General features: G+C 58.8%; 19 protein-coding genes. 9 read left to right on the top strand and 10 right to left on the bottom strand.

Annotated elements, in window-relative coordinates:
• Positions 1–3 precede the first annotated feature (3 nt).
• Positions 4–138 (bottom strand): 50S ribosomal protein L34, encoded by a 135-nt coding sequence (rpmH, locus tag AC3WP4_RS07085; RefSeq protein ID WP_003213577.1) that lies wholly within the window; start codon positions 136–138, stop codon positions 4–6.
• A gap of 567 nt (positions 139–705) precedes the next feature.
• On the opposite strand from rpmH, the gene dnaA reads away from it, so the two are divergent.
• Genes dnaA through gyrB form a run of 4 tightly spaced genes read left to right on the top strand, consistent with a single transcriptional unit; the run spans position 706 to position 6,913 of the window.
• Positions 706–2,223, top strand: a complete 1,518-nt coding sequence (gene dnaA, locus AC3WP4_RS07080) for a chromosomal replication initiator protein DnaA (RefSeq protein WP_074872217.1) — start codon at positions 706–708, stop codon at positions 2,221–2,223.
• Between the two features lie 39 nt (positions 2,224–2,262).
• Positions 2,263–3,366, top strand: a complete 1,104-nt coding sequence (gene dnaN, locus AC3WP4_RS07075; protein ID WP_074872219.1) for a DNA polymerase III subunit beta — start codon at positions 2,263–2,265, stop codon at positions 3,364–3,366.
• A gap of 20 nt (positions 3,367–3,386) precedes the next feature.
• Entirely contained in the window at positions 3,387–4,490 is a 1,104-nt protein-coding gene (recF, locus tag AC3WP4_RS07070; protein WP_007969883.1) for a DNA replication/repair protein RecF, read from the top strand.
• Positions 4,491–4,495: 5 nt separating this feature from the next.
• Complete coding sequence (gene gyrB, locus AC3WP4_RS07065; protein ID WP_074872220.1) at positions 4,496–6,913, top strand: DNA topoisomerase (ATP-hydrolyzing) subunit B; 2,418 nt, start codon at positions 4,496–4,498, stop codon at positions 6,911–6,913.
• Between the two features lie 266 nt (positions 6,914–7,179).
• Here the strand turns inward: gyrB and AC3WP4_RS07060 are convergent, their stop codons facing one another.
• From AC3WP4_RS07060 to glyQ, 4 genes are all read right to left on the bottom strand, one after another.
• Positions 7,180–7,959, bottom strand: a complete 780-nt coding sequence (locus AC3WP4_RS07060) for a lysophospholipid acyltransferase family protein (protein ID WP_074872222.1) — start codon at positions 7,957–7,959, stop codon at positions 7,180–7,182.
• Positions 7,960–8,042: 83 nt separating this feature from the next.
• Positions 8,043–8,582, bottom strand: coding sequence for a D-glycero-beta-D-manno-heptose 1,7-bisphosphate 7-phosphatase (gene gmhB / locus AC3WP4_RS07055; RefSeq protein WP_162842868.1), 540 nt, complete (start codon positions 8,580–8,582; stop codon positions 8,043–8,045).
• Between the two features lie 4 nt (positions 8,583–8,586).
• Positions 8,587–10,641, bottom strand: a complete 2,055-nt coding sequence (gene glyS, locus AC3WP4_RS07050; RefSeq protein ID WP_074872226.1) for a glycine--tRNA ligase subunit beta — start codon at positions 10,639–10,641, stop codon at positions 8,587–8,589.
• The gene (glyQ, locus tag AC3WP4_RS07045) at positions 10,638–11,591 is read right to left on the bottom strand and encodes a glycine--tRNA ligase subunit alpha (protein WP_003213601.1); all 954 of its coding nucleotides are present in this window, start codon (positions 11,589–11,591) and stop codon (positions 10,638–10,640) included. Before glyQ ends, glyS begins: the two co-directional genes overlap by 4 nt.
• An 81-nt stretch (positions 11,592–11,672) precedes the next feature.
• Here glyQ and tag point away from each other — a divergent pair, with 81 nt between their 5' ends.
• Together tag and AC3WP4_RS07035 are read left to right on the top strand one after the other, a co-directional pair.
• Positions 11,673–12,230: a DNA-3-methyladenine glycosylase I gene (gene tag, locus AC3WP4_RS07040; RefSeq protein WP_074872227.1), complete on the top strand. Its 558-nt coding sequence runs from the start codon at positions 11,673–11,675 to the stop codon at positions 12,228–12,230.
• Positions 12,231–12,270: 40 nt separating this feature from the next.
• Entirely contained in the window at positions 12,271–13,158 is an 888-nt protein-coding gene (locus AC3WP4_RS07035) for a lysophospholipid acyltransferase (RefSeq protein WP_074872229.1), read from the top strand.
• Positions 13,159–13,175: 17 nt separating this feature from the next.
• Here the strand turns inward: AC3WP4_RS07035 and AC3WP4_RS07030 are convergent, their stop codons facing one another.
• From AC3WP4_RS07030 to def, 5 genes are all read right to left on the bottom strand, one after another.
• Entirely contained in the window at positions 13,176–13,490 is a 315-nt protein-coding gene (locus tag AC3WP4_RS07030) for a tetratricopeptide repeat protein (protein ID WP_074872230.1), read from the bottom strand.
• A 134-nt stretch (positions 13,491–13,624) separates the two neighbouring features.
• Complete coding sequence (gene trkA / locus AC3WP4_RS07025) at positions 13,625–14,998, bottom strand: Trk system potassium transporter TrkA (protein ID WP_074872232.1); 1,374 nt, start codon at positions 14,996–14,998, stop codon at positions 13,625–13,627.
• A 21-nt stretch (positions 14,999–15,019) separates the two neighbouring features.
• Positions 15,020–16,330 carry a 16S rRNA (cytosine(967)-C(5))-methyltransferase RsmB gene (gene rsmB / locus AC3WP4_RS07020; protein ID WP_102614483.1) on the bottom strand — a complete coding sequence of 437 codons (1,311 nt, stop codon included), beginning with the start codon at positions 16,328–16,330 and terminating at the stop codon, positions 15,020–15,022.
• Complete coding sequence (gene fmt, locus AC3WP4_RS07015) at positions 16,327–17,286, bottom strand: methionyl-tRNA formyltransferase (RefSeq protein WP_102614482.1); 960 nt, start codon at positions 17,284–17,286, stop codon at positions 16,327–16,329. The genes rsmB and fmt overlap by 4 nt, the downstream gene beginning before the upstream one ends.
• 57 nt (positions 17,287–17,343) lie before the next feature.
• Complete coding sequence (gene def / locus AC3WP4_RS07010) at positions 17,344–17,850, bottom strand: peptide deformylase (RefSeq protein ID WP_046056612.1); 507 nt, start codon at positions 17,848–17,850, stop codon at positions 17,344–17,346.
• Positions 17,851–18,020: 170 nt separating this feature from the next.
• Between def and AC3WP4_RS07005 the strand changes: the two genes are divergently transcribed.
• The 3 genes from AC3WP4_RS07005 (at position 18,021) to tsaC (ending at position 20,838) form a co-directional block, all read left to right on the top strand.
• Complete coding sequence (locus AC3WP4_RS07005; RefSeq protein WP_074872239.1) at positions 18,021–19,046, top strand: LysM peptidoglycan-binding domain-containing protein; 1,026 nt, start codon at positions 18,021–18,023, stop codon at positions 19,044–19,046.
• A 79-nt stretch (positions 19,047–19,125) separates the two neighbouring features.
• Positions 19,126–20,226, top strand: a complete 1,101-nt coding sequence (dprA, locus tag AC3WP4_RS07000) for a DNA-processing protein DprA (RefSeq protein ID WP_102614481.1) — start codon at positions 19,126–19,128, stop codon at positions 20,224–20,226.
• A gap of 54 nt (positions 20,227–20,280) precedes the next feature.
• Complete coding sequence (gene tsaC / locus AC3WP4_RS06995) at positions 20,281–20,838, top strand: L-threonylcarbamoyladenylate synthase type 1 TsaC (RefSeq protein WP_074872243.1); 558 nt, start codon at positions 20,281–20,283, stop codon at positions 20,836–20,838.
• Positions 20,839–20,999 lie beyond the last annotated feature (161 nt).

Genomic DNA, 20,999 nt, shown 5'->3' with positions numbered 1-20,999 from the left:
TTATCAAACTGCCAGACGCGCACGACCTTTGGCGCGACGACGCGACAGGACGGCACGACCGTTCTTGGTAGCCATGCGAGCACGGAAACCGTGGGTACGAGCGCGTTTGATAGTGCTTGGTTGGAAAGTACGTTTCATTGTCGTGTTACCTGGTTCGTCCACAACGGGCCGGAATGGCCCCCGTTTTAAGAGACCGGGGATTCTAGAGAAAGCAAGCCTCTAGGTCAATTTCCAACCAGCGTTTCCTTATAAATAGATCTCCAGGCGTTTTTCCTGCCGAGCGCCTTGGCTAGATATAGAAACTAAGAAGGAAAGTATTTAAAGCTTTTCTGTAAAGCTTATAAAAGCTAGGGGCGCGATCATCTGTGGATAACTGCCATTAGCCCTTTAAAGCCGTGATGTACAGAGAATGACAACTACGGTGGAAAACGGTGGTAACCCTGTGCTGCACTGTCGGATAAGCTGTGTGTGAAAGAGGTACTTATCCACAAGGCGGTTATCCACCGAGTTTCCCCCCCAGTTGTGCAACGACCTTAGACCCGGTTATCCACAGAGCTTATGCACAGACCGCTGGTCGTCTTTTTTTCATATAAATCACCGATTCTTCCTAGGAGGTGAACAACCTTCGTGTGGATAAGTCGGGGCCTGGTCGGCTACAATGGCCGCTTGTTTTTGCCTCACCGGCTTTCAACTTAGGGGATATCCGTGTCAGTGGAACTTTGGCAGCAGTGCGTGGAGCTTTTGCGCGATGAGCTGCCTGCCCAACAATTCAACACTTGGATCCGTCCACTACAGGTCGAAGCCGAAGGCGACGAGTTGCGTGTCTACGCACCGAATCGTTTTGTTCTCGACTGGGTCAACGAAAAGTATCTGGGCCGCGTTCTTGAGCTTCTGGATGAGCATGGCAATGGCCTGGCGCCGGCGCTGTCCTTATTAATAGGTAGCAAACGCAGTTCGGCACCACGTGCCGCCCCGAATGCTCCGCTGGCCGCCGCTGCTTCGCAGGCGCAAGCCGCTCAAGCACCTGTCAGCGCCCCGGCGCCATCCCAGGCCGCTCCGACCAAGCGTGCGACACAAAAAGTTGCCGAGGTTAATGAAGAGCCATCGCGCGACAGCTTCGACCCGATGGCCGGGGCCAGTTCGCAACAAGCTCCTATTCGTGCCGAACAGCGTACGGTGCAAGTCGAAGGCGCGCTCAAGCACACCAGTTACCTGAACCGCACCTTCACTTTCGAAAACTTCGTCGAGGGCAAGTCCAACCAACTGGCCCGGGCTGCGGCCTGGCAAGTGGCGGACAATCCAAAGCACGGTTACAACCCGCTCTTCCTTTATGGTGGCGTCGGCTTGGGTAAAACCCACTTGATGCACGCTGTGGGTAACCACCTGTTAAAGAAGAATCCGAATGCCAAGGTTGTGTACCTGCATTCCGAGCGTTTCGTGGCCGACATGGTCAAGGCCTTGCAGCTGAACGCCATCAACGAGTTCAAGCGCTTCTACCGTTCGGTGGATGCGTTGCTGATCGATGACATTCAGTTCTTCGCCCGCAAGGAACGTTCCCAGGAAGAGTTTTTCCACACCTTCAACGCACTGCTTGAAGGTGGCCAGCAGGTCATTCTTACCAGTGACCGCTACCCGAAAGAAATCGAAGGCCTTGAAGAGCGCCTCAAATCCCGCTTCGGCTGGGGCCTGACGGTAGCCGTCGAGCCGCCGGAACTGGAAACCCGCGTGGCGATCCTGATGAAAAAGGCCGACCAGGCCAAAGTCGATCTGCCCCATGACGCGGCGTTCTTTATTGCCCAGCGTATTCGTTCCAACGTCCGTGAGCTGGAAGGCGCGCTCAAACGCGTGATCGCCCACTCGCACTTCATGGGCCGCGATATCACCATCGAGTTGATTCGCGAATCCCTGAAAGATCTGTTGGCACTGCAAGACAAACTGGTCTCTGTGGATAACATTCAGCGCACCGTCGCCGAGTACTACAAGATCAAGATCTCCGACTTGTTGTCCAAACGTCGTTCGCGTTCGGTCGCTCGTCCACGTCAGGTCGCCATGGCGTTGTCCAAAGAACTGACCAACCACAGCTTGCCGGAAATCGGCGATGTGTTTGGCGGCCGGGACCACACGACTGTTTTGCACGCCTGCCGCAAGATCAATGAACTTAAGGAATCCGACGCGGACATCCGCGAGGACTACAAGAACCTGCTGCGTACACTGACCACTTGATGAACACCAGCGCAGCTTATTAAGGCAAGGGACTAGACCATGCATTTCACCATTCAACGCGAAGCCCTGTTGAAACCCCTGCAACTGGTCGCAGGCGTCGTCGAGCGCCGACAGACCTTGCCGGTGCTCTCCAACGTGCTGCTGGTTGTCGAAGGCCAGCAATTGTCGCTGACCGGTACCGACCTGGAAGTCGAGCTGGTCGGTCGTGTACAACTCGAAGAGCCTGCTGATCCAGGTTCCATCACTGTGCCTGCGCGCAAGCTGATGGATATCTGCAAAAGCTTGCCCAACGATGCGCTGATCGACATCAAGGTCGACGAGCAGAAGCTCGTGGTGAAGGCCGGCCGTAGCCGCTTCACCCTGTCGACCCTGCCGGCCAATGACTTCCCGACGGTGGAAGAAGGCCCTGGCTCGTTGACGTGCAGCCTTGAGCAAAACAAGTTGCGTCGCCTGATTGAACGCACCAGCTTCGCCATGGCCCAGCAGGACGTGCGCTACTACCTCAACGGCATGCTGCTGGAAGTTTCCGAAGGCATCATCCGCGCCGTGGCCACCGATGGTCACCGTCTGGCCATGTGCTCGATGAAGGCTGATATCGGTCAACCGGACCGTCACCAGGTCATCGTGCCACGTAAAGGTATCCTTGAATTGGCGCGCCTGCTGACTGAGCCGGACGGCATCGTCAGCATCGTCCTGGGTCAACACCACATTCGTGCGACCACTGGCGAGTTCACCTTCACTTCGAAACTGGTCGACGGGAAATTCCCCGACTACGAGCGTGTTCTGCCCAAAGGTGGCGACAAGCTGGTACTCGGCGATCGTCAGGCCCTGCGTGAAGCCTTCAGCCGTACCGCGATTCTGTCCAACGAGAAGTACCGCGGCATTCGTCTGCAACTGGCCAATGGTCAGCTGAAGATTCAGGCGAACAACCCGGAACAGGAAGAAGCGGAAGAAGAAGTCGGCGTTGAGTACAACGGCGGCAATCTGGAAATCGGCTTCAACGTGAGTTATCTGCTCGACGTATTGGGCGTGATGACCACTGAGCAGGTTCGTTTGATCCTGTCCGACTCCAACAGCAGCGCGCTGGTGCAAGAGTCCGACAACGATGACTCGGCCTACGTTGTCATGCCGATGCGTCTGTAATCATGCTCAGCAGAAGCTAGATGTCCTTAAGTCGCGTCTCGGTCACCGCGGTGCGCAATCTGCACCCGGTGACCTTCTCCCCCTCCCCCCGAATCAACATTCTTTACGGCGCCAACGGCAGCGGCAAAACCAGTGTTCTGGAAGCCATTCACCTGCTGGGGCTTGCCCGTTCGTTTCGTAGCACCCGCCTGTTACCGGTTATCCAATACGAGCAGCTCGCCTGTACGGTGTTCGGTCAGGTGGAGCTGGCGGAGGGTGGGCACAGTGCTTTGGGAATCTCTCGCGACCGCCAAGGGGAGTTCCAGATTCGCATCGACGGGCAGAACGCCCGGAGCGCAGCGCAACTGGCGGAAATCCTGCCACTGCAGCTAATCAACCCCGACAGTTTCCGCTTGTTGGAAGGCGCTCCCAAGATTCGCCGACAGTTTCTCGACTGGGGTGTGTTCCACGTGGAACCACGATTCATGTCTACCTGGCAGCGCTTGCAGAAGGCCCTGCGCCAGAGAAACTCTTGGCTGCGGCATGGTACACTTGACGCCGTTTCGCAAGCGGTTTGGGACAGGGAACTGTGCCAGGCCAGCGCTGAAATTGATGAATACCGCCGCGCTTATATCAAAGCCTTGAAACCAGTCTTTGAACAGACCTTGAGCGAACTGGTTGAGCTCGAGGGCTTAACGCTCAGCTATTACCGAGGTTGGGACAAAGACCGAGAGCTGAGTGCAGTGCTCGCCGGGTCCCTTCAGCGGGATCAGCAAATGGGCCATACCCAGGCCGGACCACAGCGTGCTGATTTGCGTCTTAGATTGGGCGCACACAATGCCGCGGACATCTTGTCTCGCGGTCAGCAGAAGCTGGTGGTCTGTGCATTGCGGATTGCTCAAGGGCACTTGGTCAGCCAGGCCCGACGCGGCCAGTGTATTTATCTGGTGGATGACCTGCCGTCCGAACTGGACGAGCACCACCGTCGCGCGCTTTGCCGCTTGCTGGAAGACTTACGCTGCCAGGTGTTTATCACCTGTGTAGATCACGAATTATTGAGGGAAGGCTGGCAGACGGAAACGCCAGTCGCTCTGTTCCACGTGGAACAGGGCCGTATCACCCAGACCCACGACCATCGGGAGTGAAGGCATTGAGCGAAGAAAATACGTACGACTCAACGAGCATTAAAGTGCTGAAAGGCCTGGATGCCGTACGCAAACGTCCCGGTATGTACATTGGTGACACCGACGATGGCAGCGGTCTGCACCACATGGTCTTCGAGGTAGTCGACAACTCCATCGATGAAGCGCTCGCTGGCCACTGCGACGACATCAGCATCATCATCCACCCGGACGAATCCATCACCGTTCGCGACAACGGTCGTGGTATCCCGGTAGACGTGCACAAAGAAGAAGGCGTCTCAGCAGCCGAGGTCATCATGACCGTGCTGCACGCCGGCGGTAAATTCGACGACAACTCCTACAAAGTATCCGGCGGTCTGCACGGTGTAGGTGTGTCGGTTGTGAACGCCCTGTCCGAAGAACTGGTCTTGACCGTTCGCCGCAGCGGCAAAATCTGGGAACAGACCTACATTCACGGTGTTCCAAAAGAGCCGATGAAAATCGTCGGTGAGAGTGAAACCACCGGCACCCAGATCCACTTCAAACCGTCCGACCTGACCTTCAAGAACATCCATTTCAGCTGGGACATCCTGGCCAAGCGGATTCGTGAACTGTCCTTCCTCAACTCCGGTGTCGGCATCGTCCTCAAGGATGAGCGCAGCGGCAAGGAAGAGCTGTTCAAGTACGAGGGCGGCCTGCGTGCGTTCGTTGAATACCTGAACACCAACAAGACCCCGGTCAACCAGGTGTTCCACTTCAACATCCAGCGCGAAGACGGCATCGGCGTGGAAATCGCCTTGCAGTGGAACGACAGCTTCAACGAGAACCTGTTGTGCTTCACCAACAACATTCCACAGCGCGATGGCGGTACTCACCTGGTGGGTTTCCGTTCCGCGCTGACGCGCAACCTGAACACCTACATCGAAGCCGAAGGTCTGGCGAAGAAGCATAAAGTCGCGACCACCGGTGACGATGCCCGTGAAGGCCTGACCGCGATTATCTCGGTAAAAGTGCCGGATCCGAAGTTCAGCTCCCAGACCAAAGACAAGCTGGTTTCTTCCGAAGTGAAGACCGCGGTCGAACAGGAAATGGGCAAGTACTTTTCCGACTTCTTGCTGGAAAACCCGAACGAAGCCAAGCTGGTCGTCGGCAAGATGATCGACGCGGCCCGTGCTCGTGAAGCGGCGCGTAAAGCCCGTGAGATGACCCGTCGTAAAGGCGCGCTGGATATCGCCGGCCTGCCTGGCAAACTGGCTGACTGCCAGGAAAAAGACCCTGCCCTTTCCGAACTGTACCTCGTGGAAGGTGACTCTGCTGGCGGCTCCGCCAAGCAGGGACGCAACCGTCGGACCCAGGCCATCCTGCCTCTCAAGGGCAAGATCCTGAACGTCGAGAAGGCGCGCTTCGACAAGATGATCTCTTCGCAAGAAGTGGGCACCTTGATCACCGCGCTGGGCTGTGGCATTGGCCGCGATGAGTACAACATCGCGAAGCTGCGTTACCACAACATCATCATCATGACCGATGCTGACGTCGACGGTTCGCACATCCGTACCCTGCTGCTGACCTTCTTCTTCCGTCAGTTGCCGGAGCTGATCGAGCGCGGCTACATCTACATCGCCCAGCCTCCGCTGTACAAGGTCAAGAAAGGCAAGCAAGAGCAATACATCAAAGACGACGACGCCATGGAAGAGTACATGACGCAGTCGGCCCTGGAAGATGCGAGCCTGCACCTGAACGAGGAAGCGCCGGGCATTTCCGGACCGGCCCTCGAGCGTCTGGTGAATGACTTCCGTCTGGTAATGAAGACGCTCAAGCGTCTGTCGCGCCTGTACCCACAGGAGCTGACCGAGCACTTCATCTACCTGCCTGCCGTTAGCCTGGAGCAACTCTCCGATCACGCAGCGATGCAGGATTGGATGGCCCAGTACGAAGTTCGTCTGCGCACAGTCGAGAAGTCGGGTCTGGTTTACAAAGCCAGCCTGCGTGAAGACCGTGAACGTAACGTCTGGTTGCCTGAGGTCGAACTGATCTCCCACGGCTTGTCGAACTACGTCACCTTCAACCGCGACTTCTTCGGCAGCAACGATTACAAGACTGTTGTTTCTCTGGGTGCTCAGCTGAGCACCTTGCTGGACGACGGCGCGTATATCCAGCGTGGCGAGCGCAAGAAGCCGGTCACCGAGTTCAAGGAAGCCCTTGAATGGCTGATGGCCGAAAGCACCAAGCGTCACACCATCCAGCGATACAAAGGTCTGGGTGAGATGAACCCGGATCAGCTGTGGGAAACCACCATGGACCCAAGTCAGCGCCGGATGCTCAAAGTGACCATCGAAGACGCCATTGGCGCGGACCAGATCTTCAACACCCTGATGGGTGATGCGGTCGAGCCTCGTCGTGACTTCATCGAAAGCAACGCCCTGGCGGTTTCCAACCTGGACTTCTGATCCAGCAAACCTGCCAAACGAAAAAGGCCAACGCTTGAGCGTTGGCCTTTTTTTTAACCGAAATTTGCGTCCGTTAACCCGGTGATTGCTGCCGAACCGAAGGCATAAAAAAACCGGCTATATCAGCCGGTTTTTTTACATCCGAAAAAAACTTATGCACTTTTTTTGGTTTTTTAATGGTTTATAAAATATCTATATAAATCATAGAGTTAAAAACTAAATTAGACGCTTTTCAACAAAACGGTACACAGGTTATCCACAGAATCTCAGACAGCGATTTGATCGTTGGCAGAAGGGGCCGCAGGAGCGGCCGGCAGCGAACCCATTTCACGTTGCATCTGTTCGTTCCAGGCTTGGACCCGGTCATTCAGCTCGGCAATCGCTCGCGGCCCGCTGCCCTCGGCATACATGGGGGCGCCGATGATTACGGTAATCACGCCCTGCTTCTTCGCCCAACCGGTTTTCGGCCAGAACTTGCCAGCATTGTGCGCAATCGGCAGCACGGGAAGCGCGGCGTTCACGGCTAAAGCGGTACCACCGCGAGAGAACTTTCCGATGGTGCCGTAAGGAACGCGTGTTCCCTCAGGGAAGATCAGGACCCAGACGCCGTCTTTCAGCAATTCATCGCCCTTCTTCGCCACATGCTTGAGTGCCGCTTTCGGATTGTCGCGATCGATGGCGATGGGTCGCAGCATGGCCATGGCCCAGCCGAAGAACGGAACGTAGAGCAGCTCGCGCTTCAGTACCTGGCTCAATGGCTCAAAGTAGGCGGATAGAAAGAACGTCTCCCAGGTGCTCTGGTGGTTCGACTGAATTACGCAGGGCTGGTCGGGCACGTTCTCGGCGCCCTTCACTTCGTAGCTGATACCTAGAAAGACTTTGCTCAGCCACAGTGCGCAGCGGCACCAGTACACGTTGATGAAGCGATAACGCGCCTTGAACGACAGAAAAGGCGCGATAAAAAAGCTCAGGCTGCACCAGAGTAAAGAGGTGGTGCCCAACAACAGATAAAAGAGGAAAGTTCTGATGGCCTGCAGTATCGACATAGCGACGTTTACCGTTGCGGGCTCTGCCCGTCTATATAAAGCGCACTCCCGATCAAATCCCTGGTCAGGACAATCGAAGCACTCTAATTGTGGATAAGTTCTGCAGCAATCGCCGCCAGATCGTCAAAAATCAAGGTGCCTGCCGGTAGGGTCTTGCCCAAAGTCTTTTCGCCTTTCCCGGTCTTTACCAAAACTGGCTGAGAATCGACGGCTTTGGCGGCCTCCAGGTCACCAAGGGTGTCGCCGACAAACCAAACATTGGTCAGCGATACGTTGTAATGCGCGGCGATGGTTTTCAACATCCCGGGTTTTGGTTTGCGGCAATCGCAGCCATCGTCCGGCCCGTGCGGGCAATAGACGATCAGCCCGACTTCACCGCCCTGCTCCGCCACCAGGGAGCGCAAGCGCTCATGCATGGCGTCCAGGGTGGCGATGTCGTAATAGCCGCGAGCGATGCCCGACTGGTTGGTAGCCACCGCTACCGTCCAGCCGGCCTTGCTCAACTGCGCGATGGCTTCGATCGAACCCGGGAGCGGAATCCACTCCTGCACCGACTTGATGTAAGCGTCGGAGTCGTAATTGATCACCCCGTCCCGATCGAGAATCAGCAGTTTCAACAGCAGCCCCTCAACCCAGCAGCGAAATGTCGGCGACGCCGAGGAACAGCCCACGCAGACGCGACAGCAGCGCATAACGGTTGGCGCGGACCTTGGCATCTTCAGCGTTGACCATCACGGCTTCGAAGAACGCATCCACTGGCTCGCGCAAGGCAGCCAGACGTGCCAACGATTCGCTGTACTGACGCGCCGCAGCCATCGGCTGGACAGCCTGGTCAGCTTGCTGGATTGCCGAGTACAGGGAGAACTCATTGGCATTGTCGAAGTACTTGGCTTCAACGACTGAAGGAACAGAGCCTTCGACCTTGCTCAGCAAGTTCGAAACGCGCTTGTTCACCGCGGCCAGGGCAGCGGCTTCCGGCAATTTGCGGAACGCTTCTACCGCTTGTACGCGCTGATCGAAGTCCAGCGCCGAACCCGGTTTCAGGGCACGCACCGACAGGTAAGTGCCGACATCCACGCCTTCGTCTTCGTAACGTGCACGCAGACGGTCGAAGATGAACTCCAGCACCGAATCGTTGAGGCCGGCCGCCTTCACCTTGGTACCGAACGCATTCACGGCAAACGCCACGGCGTCATTCAGGTCGAGGTCGAGCTTCTTGTCGATCAGGATGCGCAACACGCCGAGTGCAGCACGGCGCAGGGCATACGGGTCTTTGCTACCGGTTGGCAGCATGCCGATACCGAAAATGCCCACCAGCGTGTCGAGCTTGTCAGCGATGGCCACGGCCGCACCGGTCAGGGTGGTCGGCAGTTCAGCACCGGCACCGCGCGGCATGTACTGCTCGTTCAGCGCCAGAGCGACTTCTTCCGGCTCGCCGTCGTTGAGGGCGTAGTAGTAACCGGCGACACCTTGCATCTCCGGGAACTCACCGACCATTTCGGTCGCCAGGTCGCACTTGGACAGCAGGCCTGCACGGGACGCCCACGCAGCGTTACCGCCAATGCGTTGAGCGATGAACGCGGCGAGTTTGGAAACGCGCTCGGCCTTGTCGTAGACGCTGCCGAGTTTTTCCTGGAACACCACGTTCTGCAGACGCAGGTTGAAGTCTTCGAGCTTCTGCTTCTTGTCTTGCTTGAAGAAGAACTCGGCGTCGGTCAGGCGTGGACGAACCACTTTCTCGTTACCGGCGATGATCTGCTGCGGGTCTTTGCTTTCGATGTTGGCCACGGTAATGAAACGTGGCAGCAACTTGCCGTCGGCATCCAGCAGGCAGAAGTACTTCTGGTTGTCCTGCATGGTGGTGATCAGGGCTTCTTGCGGCACATCGAGGAAACGCTCTTCGAACGAGCACACCAGCGGCACCGGCCATTCAACCAGCGCGGCGACTTCGTCGAGCAGCGCTGGCGGCACGATCGCCGTCCCTTCCTGCATCGTCGCCAGCTCTTCAACGCGCTTGCTGATCAGCTCGCGACGCTCATTGGCATCGGCCAGTACGTAAGCGGCACGCAGGTCAGTCAGGTAGTTGGCCGGCGAGGTGATGCGCACGCTTTGCGGGTGATGGAAGCGGTGACCACGGGAATCGCGACCGGCTTTCTGGGCGAGGATGGTGCAATCGATGACCTGGTCACCGAGCAGCATCACCAGCCATTGGGTCGGACGAACGAATTCTTCCTTGCGAGCACCCCAGCGCATGCGCTTGGGAATCGGCAGGTCGTTCAGGGAATCTTCGACGATGGTCGCCAGCAGGCTCGCGGTCGGTTTGCCGGCGATGCTCTGGCTGTAACGCAGTTTCGGGCCGCTTCGATCGATTTCGCTCAGGTCCACGCCGCACTTCTTGGCGAAGCCCAATGCCGCTTGAGTCGGATTGCCTTCGGCATCGAACGCGGCCTGACATGGCGGGCCATCGAGGTTGATGCTGCGATCCGGCTGCTGAGTCGCCAGATCGGTGATCAGCACGGCCAGACGACGTGGCGCGGCGTAGACGGTTTTGGTCTCGTAGTTCAGGCCAGCGGCTTGCAGGCCCTTGTCGATACCGGCCAGGAACGCGTCGGCCAGGGTGTTCAGGGCTTTGGGTGGCAGCTCTTCGGTGCCCAGTTCAACCAGAAAATCCAGAGCACTCATTGTGCAGCCTCCAGCTTAGCCAACACTTCGTCACGCAGGTCCGGGGTCGCCATCGGGAAGCCCAGCTTGGCGCGAGCCAGCAGATAGGCTTGCGCAACGGAACGCGCGAGGGTGCGGACACGCAGAATGTATTGCTGACGCGCGGTCACCGAGATTGCCCGGCGCGCATCCAGCAGGTTGAAGGTATGGGACGCCTTCAACACCATTTCGTAGCTCGGCAACGGCAGCGGCTGGTCGAGTTCGATCAGGCGCTTGGCTTCACTTTCGTAGAAATCGAACAGTTCGAACAGCTTCTCGACGTTGGCGTGTTCAAAGTTGTAGGTCGACTGCTCCACTTCGTTCTGGTGGAACACGTCGCCGTAGGTCACCTTGCCGAACGGGCCGTCAGCCCAGACCAGGTCGTAGACCGAGTCCACGCCTTGCAGGTACATGGCCAGGCGTTCGAGGCCATAAGTGATCTCGCCGGTCACCGGGTAGCACTCGATGCCGCCCGCTTGCTGGAAGTAAGTGAACTGCGTCACTTCCATGCCATTGAGCCAGACTTCCCAGCCCAGGCCCCAGGCGCCCAGTGTTGGCGATTCCCAGTTGTCTTCAACAAAGCGAATGTCGTGGACCAGCGGGTCCAGGCCGACATGCTTGAGGGAGCCCAGGTACAGTTCCTGGAAGTTGTCCGGGTTCGGCTTCAGAACTACCTGGAACTGGTAGTAGTGCTGCAGACGGTTCGGGTTTTCGCCGTAGCGGCCGTCAGTCGGGCGACGACTGGGCTGCACATAAGCGGCGTTCCAGGTTTCCGGGCCAATGGCGCGCAGAAACGTGGCAGTGTGGAAAGTCCCGGCGCCTACTTCCATATCGTAGGGCTGAAGTACCACGCAACCTTGCTCGGCCCAGTATTGCTGGAGGGCGAGGATCAAGTCTTGGAAGGTACGCACGGCTGGCGTAGGCTGGCTCACGAAATTCACCTGTTTCTTGGGCTGCGATTTAAAGAGCGGGAGTATACCCGATTCGGTCCTGCGCACGCCCCCTGGAGCCTTATGCCACGCTGCTTTTGGTGTTCTGAAGATCCGCTGTACATGGCTTATCACGATCAGGAGTGGGGCACGCCGCTACGCGATGCGCAGGGATTGTTCGAGTTGCTTTTGCTCGAAGGGTTCCAGGCCGGCCTTTCCTGGATCACCGTGTTGCGCAAACGTGAGCGATATCGCGAAGTGCTGTTCGGCTTCGACGTACAGCGCGTGGCGCAAATGAGCGACGCCGAAATCGATGAATTGATGCTCGATCCGGGCATCATTCGCAATCGCCTCAAACTCAATGCAGCCCGGCGCAATGCCCAGGCCTGGCTGGCGCTGGAGGACCCAGTTGCGTTTCTCTGGTCCTTCGTCGACGGCAAGCCTGTGATCAATCATTTCAAGGATCGCAGCGAAGTGCCGGCCGTGACGCCGACCGCCGTGGAGATGAGCAAAGGCCTGAAAAAGGCCGGCTTCACGTTCGTCGGTCCGACTATTTGTTACGCACTGATGCAGGCCTCGGGCATGGTCATGGACCACACCCGGGATTGCGATCGCTACGCGGCGCTGGCGAACGGCGGTTAGAATAGCCGCCTCGCGCACAGCACAAGATCAGGAGTGACCTGTGGATAAGTTGAAAGGCGCCTTGCTGGTAGGCGCTCTGCGTCTGTTTGCCTTGCTTCCGTGGCGGGCAGTACAAGCCGTGGGCTCGGTCATCGGCTGGGTCATGTGGAAAACCCCGAACCGTTCCCGCGATGTGGTGCGGATCAATCTCGCCAAGTGTTTCCCGGACATGGACCCGGCCGAGCGTGAGCGTCTGGTCGGCCAGAGTCTGAAAGACATCGGCAAATCCCTGACCGAAAGCGCTTGTGCCTGGATCTGGCCGGCCCAGCGCTCCATCGACCTGGTGCGTGAAGTCGAAGGGCTCGACGTATTGAAGGACGCCCTCGCCTCCGGCAAAGGTGTCGTCGGCATCACCAGTCACCTGGGCAACTGGGAAGTGTTGAACCACTTCTATTGCAACCAGTGCAAACCGATCATTTTTTATCGTCCGCCAAAGCTGAAGGCTGTGGATGATTTGCTGCGCAAGCAGCGGGTGCAATTGGGCAACCGGGTGGCCGCTTCCACCAAGGAAGGCATCCTCAGCGTCATCAAGGAAGTGCGTAAAGGGGGGGCAGTGGGCATTCCCGCTGACCCGGAACCGGCAGAATCCGCTGGGATCTTCGTGCCGTTCTTCGCCACTCAGGCGCTGACCAGTAAATTCGTACCGAACATGCTGGCTGGCGGCAAAGCGGTCGGCGTGTTCTTGCATGCCCTGCGATTGCCGGACGGTTCGGGTTACAAAGTGATTCTCGAAGCCGCGCCAGAGGCCATGTACAGCACCGATACCGAAACGTCCTGCGCGGCCATGAGCCAGGTGGTCGAGCGCTATGTGCGGGCGTATCCGAGCCAGTACATGTGGAGCATGAAGCGCTTCAAGAAGCGGCCGCCGGGTGAAGAACGCTGGTACTGATGCTGGCTGTGGATAGATCAGTGCGCCTGACGCTCAAGCTTCTTCAGAAACACGGTCATTTCCTTTTCGGCCTGCTTGTCGCCATGGGCGCGAGCAGCGTCCAGGCCCTGTTCCCACGCCTGACGTGCGGACGCGAAATCCTTCAGCCCCAGATGCGCCTTGCCCAATAGCTTCCACGCTGCCGAATATTTCGGATCGAATTCGACGCAGCGCTGGAAATGCTCGGCGGCCTTCGCGTATTCCCCAAGATCCAGATAACCCTTGCCCAGGCCGAAGCGCAGCAATGAGTTATCCACACCCTTGGCGAGCATTTTTTCCAGGGATTCGATCATTGGTATTTCCCCTCAGTCAGTGATCGTTCCCACGCTTCGCGTGGGAATGCAGCCCGGGACGCTCCGCGTCCCATCTGAAGCCGAACGCGGAGCGTCCGTTGAGGCATTCCCACGCAGAGCGTGGGAACGATCAGTTAGAAGAAGCTCAACCCCACATGGAACAGCTTTTCCACATCCCGAATATGCTTTTTATCCACAAGGAACAGAATCACGTGGTCGCCGGCTTCGATCACCGTGTTGTCGTGGGCAATGATCACTTCTTCGTCGCGGATAATTGCGCCGATGGTGGTGCCCGGCGGCAGGCCGATGTTCTCGATGGCCTTGCCGATCACCTTGCTCGACTTCTCATCACCGTGGGCAATCGCCTCGATGGCTTCCGCCGCGCCGCGGCGCAATGAGTGCACGCTGACGATATCGCCGCGACGCACGTGGGCCAGCAAGGTGCCGATGGTCGCCAATTGCGGGCTGATGGCGATGTCGATGTCGCCACCCTGGATCAGGTCGACGTAGGCCGGGTTGTTGATGATGGTCATCACCTTCTTCGCACCCAGGCGCTTGGCCAGTAGCGAAGACATGATGTTGGCTTCGTCGTCGTTGGTCAGGGCCAGGAAGATATCGGCGTCGGCAATGTTCTCCTCGATCAGCAAGTCGCGGTCGGAGGCACTGCCCTGCAACACCACGGTGCTGTCGAGGGTGTCCGAGAGATGACGGCAGCGCGCCGGGTTCATCTCGATGATCTTCACTTGGTAACGGCTTTCGATGGCCTCGGCCAGACGTTCACCGATCTGCCCGCCGCCAGCGATGACGATGCGCTTGTAGCTCTCGTCGAGCCGGCGCATTTCGCTCATCACGGCGCGAATATTCGCCTTGGCGGCGATGAAAAAGACTTCATCGTCGGCCTCGATCACCGTATCGCCTTGCGGCAGGATCGGCCGATCACGCCGGAAAATCGCCGCCACACGGGTTTCGACATTCGGCATGTGCTCACGCAACTGACGCAGTTGCTGACCCACCAGCGGGCCGCCGTAATACGCCTTGACCGCCACCAATTGGGCTTTGCCTTCGGCGAAGTCGATTACCTGCAAGGCGCCCGGATGCTGGATCAGGCGCTTGATGTAATTGGTGACCACTTGCTCCGGGCTGATCAGCACGTCCACCGGAATGGCTTCGTTGTCGAACAGCTCGGAACGAGTCAGGTACGCCGCTTCACGAACCCGGGCGATTTTGGTCGGGGTGTGGAACAGGGTGTGGGCAACCTGGCAGGCCACCATATTGGTTTCGTCGCTGTTGGTTACCGCCACCAGCATGTCGGCGTCGTCCGCGCCGGCTTGACGCAGCACCGTCGGCAACGAGCCGCGGCCCTGCACGGTGCGGATGTCCAGCCGATCGCCGAGGTCGCGCAGGCGTTCGCCGTCGGTGTCGACCACAGTGATGTCATTGGCCTCGCTGGCCAAGTGTTCTGCCAGCGAACCGCCGACCTGCCCTGCGCCGAGGATGATGATTTTCATCCAGTCACTCCTTAAAACCCATTAACCGCGTGCGGCGGCGATCTTGATCAACTTGGCGTAGTAGAACCCGTCATGGCCGCCGTCCTGTGCCAGCAATTGGCGACCGTGAGGTTGCTTGATGCCGGCTTGAGTCGCGAGGTCCAGTTCACGGGCGCCCGGCGTGCGAGCGAGGAAGGCCTCGATGACTTCGGTGTTCTCGGTCGGAAGCGTCGAGCAGGTGGCGTAAAGTAGAACACCGCCTACTTCCAGAGTTATCCACATGGCGTCGAGCAGCTCGCCTTGAAGCACCGCCAGAGCAGCGATGTCGTCTGGTTGGCGAGTCAGCTTGATGTCCGGGTGACGACGAATGACACCGGTGGCCGAGCATGGTGCGTCCAGCAGAATGCGCTGGAACGGTTTGCCGTCCCACCAGGTGGCGGTATCGCGGCCGTCGGCGGCGATCAGCTCGGCGCTCAGGCCCAGGCGTGCGAGGTTTTCCCGCACTCGCACCAGACGCTTGGCTTCCAGGTCCACCGCCACCACGCCCGCGAGTGCCGGCTCGGCTTCAAGAATGTGGCAGGTCTTGCCGCCCGGTGCGCAGCAGGCGTCCAGCACCCGCTGGCCCGGTGCCAGGTCGAGCAGGTCGGCGGCCAGTTGCGCGGCTTCGTCCTGCACGCTGATCCAGCCTTCGGCGAACCCCGGCAAACTGCGCACGTCGGCAGCGGCGTCGAGAATGATGCCGTCCCGACTGTAAACACACGGCGTGGCGGCGATGCCAGCGTCGGTCAGCAACCCGAGATAAGCATCGCGGCTGTGATGTCGACGGTTGACCCGCAGGATCATCGGCGGATGTGCGTTGTTCGCCGCGCAAATGGCTTCCCACTGTTCAGGCCAGAACGCCTTGAGTGATTTTTGCAGCCAGCGCGGGTGGGCAGTGCGCACCACCGGATCGTGTTCCAGCTCGGCCAGCAGCGCTTCGCTTTCACGCTGGGCGCGGCGTAGCACGGCATTGAGCAAGGCCTTGGCCCAGGGCTTTTTCAGCTTGTCGGCGCAACCCACGGTTTCACCGATGGCGGCATGCGCCGGAACCCGTGTGTAGAGCAACTGGTACAGACCGACCAGCAACAGCGCTTCGACATCGGCGTCGGCTGCCTTGAACGGCTTTTGTAGCAACTTGGCCGCCAACGCCGACAAACGCGGCTGCCAACGCGCGGTGCCGAACGCCAGGTCCTGGGTGAAGCCGCGGTCGCGATCTTCGACCTTGTCCATTTGTGTTGGCAGGGAACTGTTGAGTGAGGCTTTTCCGTTAAGAACAGCAGCAAGTGCCTTGGCGGCGGCCAGACGTGGATTCATTGAGCGTCCGCCGCTTGACCGAGGACGGTGCCGACGGCGAATTTCTCACGACGGCTGTTGAACAAGTCGCTGAAGTTCAGCGCCTTGCCGCCGGGCAATTGCAGACGAGTCAGACACAGGGCTTGTTCACCGCAGGCGACGATCAAACCGTCCTTGCTGGCGCCGAGGACTTCACCGGGAGCGCCCTGCCCTTCGGCGAGGCTGGCGGCCAGTACCTTCAGGGCTTCGCCGTTCAGCATGCTGTGGCAGATCGGCCATGGGTTGAAAGCGCGAACCAGGCGTTCCAGCTCAACCGCCGGACGGCTCCAGTCGATGCGCGCTTCGTCTTTGTTCAATTTGTGCGCATAAGTGGCGAGGCTGTCGTCCTGGACTTCGCCTTCCAAAGTACCCGCAGCGAGGCCGGCGATCGCCTGAATTACCGCTGGCGGACCCATTTGCGCCAGACGGTCGTGGAGGCTGCCGCCAGTATCTACCGCGGTAATCGGCGTGGTGACTTTGAGCAGCATCGGCCCGGTGTCGAGGCCCAGTTCCATGCGCATCACGGTCACACCGCTTTCGCTGTCGCCCGCTTCAACGGCGCGCTGGATCGGCGCCGCACCGCGCCAGCGTGGCAGCAGCGAGGCGTGGCTGTTGATGCAGCCCAAACGCGGAATATCCAGCACCACTTGCGGCAGGATCAGGCCGTAGGCAACCACGACCAGCAAGTCCGGCTTGAGCGCGGCCAATTCAGCCTGAGCGTCTTCGTTGCGCAGGGTTGGCGGTTGCAGCACCGGGATGTTGTTTTCCAGAGCCAACTGCTTGACCGGACTTGGCATCAACTTTTGCCCGCGACCCGCCGGACGGTCCGGTTGGGTGTAGACCGCGACGATCTCGTAAGGGCTGTCGAGCAGGGCCTTGAGGTGTTCGGCGGCGAATTCCGGGGTGCCGGCAAAGACGATGCGCAGTGGCTCAGTCATTCAAAAGGTCTCGCAAAAGAAAAAGGCTTGCCGCAGCAAGCCTTTGAAAGGAGGGCATCAAGCGTTCTGGCGATGGAGCTTTTCCAGTTTCTTCTTGATTCGGTCGCGTTTGAGATTGGACAGGTAGTCGACGAACAATTTGCCATTCAGGTGGTCGCATTCATGCTGGATGCACACGGCGAGCAGGCCTTCGGCGATCAGTTCGTAAGGCTGGCCGTCGCGGTCCAGGGCCTTGATCTTGACCTTCTGTGGGCGATCGACGTTTTCGTAGAAACCCGGCACCGAGAGGCAGCCTTCCTGGTATTGCTCCATCTCGTCGGTCAGGGTTTCGAACTCGGGGTTGATGAACACCCGTGGTTCGCTGCGGTCTTCGGAGAGGTCCATCACGACGATACGTTTGTGCACGTTGACCTGGGTCGCGGCGAGGCCGATGCCTGGCGCTTCATACATTGTTTCAAACATGTCATCGACCAACTGACGCACTTCGTCGTCCACTACGGCCACTGGTTTGGCGATAGTGCGCAGGCGCGAATCGGGGAATTCGAGGATGTCTAAAATGGCCATAAGCTCAATTGCTGCACATGTGAGGTAATGTCGGGTCGATGGCCTGGCGGGTCCGAAGATGCAGGCTACCGTTGTAAAACGTAGCTCCTTCTCTTTTGGTAAAGGGTCAGGAGCGAGCCACGAGGGCTCTGGCGTTCTACGCGAATGCACATAATAAAGGGATTCACCGCATGAGGAAATCACTACTCGCCTTGCTCCTTCTGGCCTCGGCCGGTTTTGCGCACGGGCAAGTGCAACTCAGGGAAGGTTTTCCACAGCAATACACCGTGGTATCCGGTGACACACTCTGGGACATATCCGGGAAATACCTTCGTGAGCCGTGGAAATGGCCGGAGCTCTGGCAGGCCAATCCACAGATCGAAAACCCCAATCTCATCTACCCCGGCGACTCACTGTCGTTGGTCTATGTCAACGGGCAGCCGCGTCTGACCCTCAACCGCGGCGCTTCCAGGGGCACCATCAAGCTGTCGCCACGCATCCGCAGCAGCCCGGTTGCCGATGCGATCCCGAGCATTCCACTGCAATCGATCAACAGCTTTCTGCTGAGCAACCGCATCGTCGACAAGGTCGAGGATTTCGACAAGGCGCCTTACATCGTCGCCGGCGATGCCGAACGCGTACTCAGTGGCACCGGTGACCGAATCTTCGCTCGCGGCCATTTCGATCTGGCTCAACCGGTTTACGGCATCTTCCGTCAGGGCAAGGTCTATACCGATCCTGACACTAAGGAATTTTTGGGGATCAATGCCGACGACATCGGCGGTGGCGAAATTGTGGCCACCGAAGGCGACGTTGCTACCCTGGCGCTGCAACGCACCACTCAGGAAGTTCGCCTCGGCGACCGCTTGTTCAGCGGTGAAGAGCGCTCCATCAACTCGGCCTTCATGCCCAGTGCGCCAAAAACCGAGATCAATGGGCTGATCATCGACGTGCCGCGCGGGGTTACCCAAATTGGCGCGCTGGATGTGGTCACGCTGAACAAGGGTCAGCGCGATGGCCTGGTCGAAGGCAACGTCTTGGTGGTGATGAAGACCGGCGAGACCGTGCGGGACCGGATCACCGGTCAACCACTGAAAATCCCGGATGAGCGCGCCGGTCTGCTGATGGTTTTCCGCACCTACGACAAGCTCAGCTACGGTCTGGTGCTCAATGCATCACGCTCCCTGGCGGTGCTGGACAAGGTGCGAAATCCTTAACAGGCTCCACAAGTTACCAACAGAGTTATCCACAGCTTATTCCCGTTTGAACGGGGCTCATAACGATCAAGGATGATCCATGTCGCTGTCTGCTTTTGCACCGGTTTCCCCTGCGGAACTGGAAGCTCGTTTACGTTTGCATCGCCTGCCGGAACTCGGTCCTGTGCGTTTCAAGAAATTGCTTGAGGCCTTCGGCTCGGCGTCCAAGGCTATCAGCGCGCCGGCCAGTGCCTGGCGTTCGCTGGGTTTGCCCCTCGCTTGCGCAGAGGCCAGGCGCTCCAGTGAAATCCGTGATGGCGCGAGCCATGCATTGGCCTGGTTAGAGCGCCAGGGCCAGCATTTATTGATGTGGGACCAACCTGACTACCCGGCACTGCTGGCGGAAATCAGTGATGCGCCGCCACTGTTATTCGTGGCGGGCGATCCCGGCATTCTGGAAAAGCCGCAACTGGCGATGGTCGGCAGCCGTCGCGCTTCGCGGCCGGGCATGGACACCGCAGCGGCTTTTTCCCGCAGTCTGGCCGGTGCCGGTTTTGTCATTACCAGCGGTCTGGCGCTGGGCATTGATGCCGCCGCCCATCAAGCCGCTTTGGACGTGGGCGGGCGAACGGTCGGTGTACTTGGCACGGGACTTGAAAAGTTTTATCCACAGCGCAATCGAAGGCTGGCAGACGCCATGATCGCCACCGGCAGCGCAGTGCTTTCGGAGTTTCCGCTGGACGCCGGGCCGACCGCCAGTAACTTCCCCCGGCGCAATCGGATCATCAGTGGTTTATCCCTGGGCGTACTGGTGGTCGAGGCGAGTGTCGCCAGCGGTTCGTTGATCACCGCGAGGCTGGCGGCGGAACAAGGGCGCGAGGTGTATGCGATCCCCGGGTCGATTCATCACCCGGGCGCAAAGGGTTGTCATCAGCTGATTCGCGACGGCGCGGTGCTGGTGGAAACCATCGAGCATATCCTTGAAGCATTGCGTGGCTGGCAGCAGTTGCCGTTATCCACAGCGACACCTGCGGTGACACATCCGTTGCTCATGCTGCTGCATGCCGCGCCACACACCAGTGAAGCGTTGTCCGTCACCAGCGGCTGGGCCTTGCCGAAAGTGCTGGCAGCGTTGACCGAGCTGGAAATGGACGGCCGGGCAGTCTGCGAAAGCGGGCGTTGGTTTGCGCGGGTGAGCTAGGTTTTATAAGGAAGATCGGTAAACTGCGCAGAGCCTTATTCCGGAGAGTTTTTCATGGTCAACAGTTGGCGTGTGCAACAAGCCGCACGAGCCATTCGCGCAGGCGCGGTGATTGCCTACCCAACCGAAGCGGTCTGGGGTCTGGGTTGCGACCCGTGGGACGAAGAGGCGGTCTATCGCCTGCTGGCGATCAAGGGGCGGTCGGTGGAAAAAGGGTTGATTCTGGTGGCCGACAACATTCGCCAGTTCGACTTCCTCTTCGAAGACTTTCCTGAATTGTGGATGGACCGCATGGCCAGCACCTGGCCAGGGCCGAACACCTGGCTGGTACCGCATCAGAATATGTTGCCGCAGTGGATTACCGGCGTGCATGAAACGGTGGCATTGCGGGTCAGCGATCATCCGCAGGTGCGGGATTTGTGTGCGTTGGTCGGGCCGTTGGTGTCGACTTCGGCCAATCCACAAGGCCGGCCAGCGGCGCGCACACGAATTCGCGTGGAGCAGTATTTCCGTGGGCAGGTTGATTTGGTGCTCGGCGGTAACCTCGGTGGCCGCAAGAACCCGAGCGTGATCCGCGATCTGGCGACTGGTCACGTTGTGCGCCCGGACTGACACCGCGGCGCAGCCAATCGCGAGCAGGCTCGCTCCCACATTAGATTTTCAGTGAACACGGATTTCGTGTTCGACGCTGATCCACTGTGGGAGATTCTATGGTTGAGGGAAAGCCCTCAACTGGCTTTTGGTTGATATTCGCTTTGCCCTTTCAGCAAGGC

The sequence above is a fragment of the Pseudomonas sp. FW305-20 genome (assembly GCF_058788075.1).
Note: the sequence above shows the minus strand (reverse complement) of the source record. Positions and strands in the feature narration are given on the sequence as shown.

Coding starts and splice junctions, on each gene's coding strand:
- rpmH (WP_003213577.1), bottom strand. CDS start 138: ATGAAACGTACTTTCCAACCAAGCACTATCAAACGCGCTCGTACCCAC.
- dnaN (WP_074872219.1), top strand. CDS start 2,263: ATGCATTTCACCATTCAACGCGAAGCCCTGTTGAAACCCCTGCAACTG.
- recF (WP_007969883.1), top strand. CDS start 3,387: ATGTCCTTAAGTCGCGTCTCGGTCACCGCGGTGCGCAATCTGCACCCG.
- AC3WP4_RS07060 (WP_074872222.1), bottom strand. CDS start 7,959: ATGTCGATACTGCAGGCCATCAGAACTTTCCTCTTTTATCTGTTGTTG.
- glyS (WP_074872226.1), bottom strand. CDS start 10,641: ATGAGTGCTCTGGATTTTCTGGTTGAACTGGGCACCGAAGAGCTGCCA.
- tag (WP_074872227.1), top strand. CDS start 11,673: ATGCCACGCTGCTTTTGGTGTTCTGAAGATCCGCTGTACATGGCTTAT.
- AC3WP4_RS07030 (WP_074872230.1), bottom strand. CDS start 13,490: ATGATCGAATCCCTGGAAAAAATGCTCGCCAAGGGTGTGGATAACTCA.
- trkA (WP_074872232.1), bottom strand. CDS start 14,998: ATGAAAATCATCATCCTCGGCGCAGGGCAGGTCGGCGGTTCGCTGGCA.
- rsmB (WP_102614483.1), bottom strand. CDS start 16,330: ATGAATCCACGTCTGGCCGCCGCCAAGGCACTTGCTGCTGTTCTTAAC.
- fmt (WP_102614482.1), bottom strand. CDS start 17,286: ATGACTGAGCCACTGCGCATCGTCTTTGCCGGCACCCCGGAATTCGCC.
- def (WP_046056612.1), bottom strand. CDS start 17,850: ATGGCCATTTTAGACATCCTCGAATTCCCCGATTCGCGCCTGCGCACT.
- AC3WP4_RS07005 (WP_074872239.1), top strand. CDS start 18,021: ATGAGGAAATCACTACTCGCCTTGCTCCTTCTGGCCTCGGCCGGTTTT.
- dprA (WP_102614481.1), top strand. CDS start 19,126: ATGTCGCTGTCTGCTTTTGCACCGGTTTCCCCTGCGGAACTGGAAGCT.
- tsaC (WP_074872243.1), top strand. CDS start 20,281: ATGGTCAACAGTTGGCGTGTGCAACAAGCCGCACGAGCCATTCGCGCA.